General features: G+C 71.7%; 4 protein-coding genes. 2 read left to right on the top strand and 2 right to left on the bottom strand.

From position 1 onward, the window contains the following. The first annotated feature begins 240 nt into the window (after positions 1-240). The gene (locus RIF68_RS32365) at positions 241-363 is read left to right on the top strand and encodes a hypothetical protein (RefSeq protein ID WP_309054831.1); all 123 of its coding nucleotides are present in this window, start codon (positions 241-243) and stop codon (positions 361-363) included. Positions 364-471: 108 nt separating this feature from the next. Here the strand turns inward: RIF68_RS32365 and ychF are convergent, their stop codons facing one another. Then, positions 472-1,560, bottom strand: a complete 1,089-nt coding sequence (gene ychF / locus RIF68_RS32360; RefSeq protein ID WP_309054830.1) for a redox-regulated ATPase YchF — start codon at positions 1,558-1,560, stop codon at positions 472-474. Positions 1,561-2,056: 496 nt separating this feature from the next. Between ychF and RIF68_RS32355 the strand changes: the two genes are divergently transcribed. Further along, entirely contained in the window at positions 2,057-2,497 is a 441-nt protein-coding gene (locus RIF68_RS32355; RefSeq protein WP_309054829.1) for a DUF6542 domain-containing protein, read from the top strand. A gap of 67 nt (positions 2,498-2,564) precedes the next feature. Here the strand turns inward: RIF68_RS32355 and ppgK are convergent. Then, a partial coding sequence (gene ppgK, locus RIF68_RS32350; protein ID WP_309054828.1) for a polyphosphate--glucose phosphotransferase occupies positions 2,565-3,113 on the bottom strand: 549 nt, incomplete at its 5' end.

Genomic DNA, 3,113 nt, shown 5'->3' with positions numbered 1-3,113 from the left:
GGGGCATCTGACTGGTGTCAGCGGCGCCGACTGCGCCCTTCGAGGCTACGTGGTCACTGTGCGGACCCGTGGTCTACACGCACTTCATGAACGGGTCCTGGCGGCCCGCCTGCGCGAAGGCCGGCATACCGAAGGGCACCGGACCCCACGCCCTCCGGCATCACTACGCCAGCCTGCTGACCAAGCACGGCGAGTCCGTGAAGGACGGTCTCCGAGCGCCGCAGCCTCACCAACGCGGCCATGCCGCTGAACGTCTACACCCACCTGTGGCACGACTCCGAGGAGCGGACCCGGGCCGCCGTCGACCAGGCGTACGCGGACCGGTCCACCGATGCCCAGCCACAGGTCGACGAAGCGGCGTAACCGCTCCCCCGCGTGCCGGAGTCATCCAGCACGCTGCGGACTCCGTACGGACCGCAAAGGCCGCCCGACCCACTCCGTCGCAGGTCAGGCGGCCTTTTGCTGGACGTGTCAGACGTTGAAGCGGAACTCCACCACGTCCCCGTCCCGCATCACGTAGTCCTTGCCCTCCATGCGCGCCTTGCCCTTCGCCCGGGCCTCCGCGACCGAGCCCGTCTCCACCAGGTCGTCGAAGGAGATGACCTCCGCCTTGATGAAGCCCTTCTGGAAGTCGGTGTGGATGACACCGGCCGCCTCGGGGGCGGTGGCGCCCTTCTTGATGGTCCAGGCGCGGGATTCCTTGGGGCCGGCCGTCAGGTAGGTCTGGAGGCCGAGGGTGTTGAAGCCGACGTGGGCGAGGGTGGCGAGGCCGGGTTCGTCCTGGCCCACGGACTGGAGGAGCTCCAGGGCCTCTTCCTCGTCCAGCTCGGCGAGGTCCGCCTCCAGCTTGGCGTTGAGGAAGATCGCCTCGGCGGGGGCGACCAGGGCGCGCTGCTCGTTCTTGAAGTCCTCGTCGGTCAGCTCGTCCTCGTCGACGTTGAAGACGTAGAGGAAGGGCTTGGTGGTGAGGAGGTGCAGGTCGTGGAGGAGTTCGGCGCGCTCGGTGTTCTGGACGATGCCGTGGGCGAAGAGGGTGTCGCCCTTCTCCAGGATCTCCTTGGCCTCCTCGACGGCCTTGACCTTGGGGGCGACGTCCTTCTTGATGCGCGACTCCTTCTGGAGGCGCGGCAGGACCTTCTCGATGGTCTGGAGGTCGGCGAGGATCAGCTCGGTGTTGATCGTCTCGATGTCGTCCTTGGGCGAGACCTTGCCGTCGACGTGGACGACGTTCTCGTCCTTGAAGGCGCGGATGACCTGGCAGATCGCGTCGGACTCGCGGATGTTGGCGAGGAACTTGTTGCCCAGGCCCTCGCCCTCGCTCGCGCCCCGCACGATGCCCGCGATGTCGACGAAGTCGACGGTGGCCGGGAGGACCTTCTCCGAGGAGAAGATCTCGGCCAGCTTGGTCAGGCGCGGGTCGGGGACGCCGACCACGCCGACGTTGGGCTCGATCGTGGCGAACGGGTAGTTGGCCGCCAGCACGTCGTTCTTGGTCAGGGCGTTGAACAGGGTCGACTTGCCGACATTCGGCAGACCGACGATTCCGATCGTGAGCGACACGTTGCGACTTCCCGTACGTGAGGGTGCGGAGGGAGCGGGGCCCGGACGGGGCCGATCCACCAGTCTACGGGGTGTGCGGTACGGAGCACGCGGGCAGTCGAACGCATGGCCAAACCGGCCCTCGGCGTGTCCGAGAGCCGATTCCGCACATTAACCGACCTAAGTTGGACCAGTGGAGCAACACGGAACGCGACCTGCTCGATACCGACCGCGAGGCGACCGGCCGCCGCTGCCCCCGCAGGGCCGGGCGGAGCGGAGCCTGCCGGCGGCCGACGGCGCCGCCGGCGGGCCGGTGGACGACCGCGGCACGGGGGACCCGCGAGATGCCGGGGCCGTGAGAGACGTGGGGGATGCGGGGGGCGTGCGGGAGGAAGCGAAGGGCGTACGGGACGCAGAGGGGGCACGGGAGGCAAGGGGCGCCGTACGGGTGCCGGGGCCGGGGGCGGGACCGGGAGCCCGGCGGTTGCCCGGGGCCGCCGCTCGCGGGCCCGCGCCGGTGCAGCCGTCCGGACCGGCCTCGCCCCGGGCCGCGCGCCCGCTGCCCGGCCCGCGGCTGACCGGGCTGGGCGGCGGTCTGTTCTGCGCGGCGGCGATGCTCGTGTTCGGGCTCCTCGACCTGGCGCTGTTCGGGGCGTCGCGGACGGTGTACGGCGCGCTGTTCCTGCCGGCCTGCGCGCTGACCGCCTGCTGGGTGCGCGGGGTGGACCTGCTGACCGCGCCGATCGTGGTGCCGATCGCCTTCGCCGTGGGCCTGCCCACCGTGGCGGACGGCGGTGACGGCTTCACCGGCGCGCTCACCGGTTTCGTGACCGCGCTGGCCACGGAGGCCGGGTGGCTGTACGGCGGCACCCTGGTCACCGGCACGATCGTGCTGGTGCGCCGGATCCGGCTGGTACGGCGCCGGGTCGCCGCCCGCGAGGGCCGCGCACCGGCCTGACCTGCACCGCTCCGCCCGCCCCCGGCGGCCGGTCCCCCGGCCGGCGCCCACCCCGCGCCGCGCGACGTCAGCCGGCGGCCGGCTGCCCCTCCGCCGCCCGCATCGCCGCGCCGACGATCCCCGCGTTGTTCTGCAGCTGGGCCGGGACGATCTCCGCGCGGATGCCGTCGAGGTACGGCAGGAACTTGTGCGCCTTGCGGCTGACCCCGCCGCCGATGATGAACAGCTCGGGCGAGAAGAGCATCTCCAGGTGGGCGAGGTAGGACCGCACCCGGTGCCCCCAGTCCTCCCAGGACATGTCGTGGTCGTCCCTGACCTTGCTGGAGGCCCGCTTCTCGGCCTCGTGGCCGTCCAGCTCCAGGTGGCCCAGCTCGGTGTTGGGGACGAGGACGCCGTCGGTGAAGACGGCGCTGCCGATGCCGGTGCCGAAGGTGAGGAGGACGACCGTGCCCGTGCGGCCGCGCCCCGCGCCGAAGTGCATCTCGGCGACGCCGGCCGCGTCCGCGTCGTTGACGACGGTCACCGGCAGGCCGCCCAGGCGGTCGCTGAACAACGCGCGCGCGTCCCGGTCGACCCAGCTCTTGTCGACGTTGGCCGCCGTGCGGACGGTGGCGCC

Origin of the sequence: Streptomyces sp., assembly GCF_031178505.1 — a bacterium.
In the GTDB taxonomy this organism is placed as follows: Bacteria; Actinomycetota; Actinomycetes; order Streptomycetales; family Streptomycetaceae; genus Streptomyces; species Streptomyces gulbargensis.
Note: the sequence above shows the minus strand (reverse complement) of the source record. Positions and strands in the feature narration are given on the sequence as shown.

Excerpts from the sequence above, each read along its gene's own strand:
- RIF68_RS32365 (WP_309054831.1), top strand. The coding sequence starts at position 241 with ATGCCGCTGAACGTCTACACCCACCTGTGGCACGACTCCGAGGAGCGG.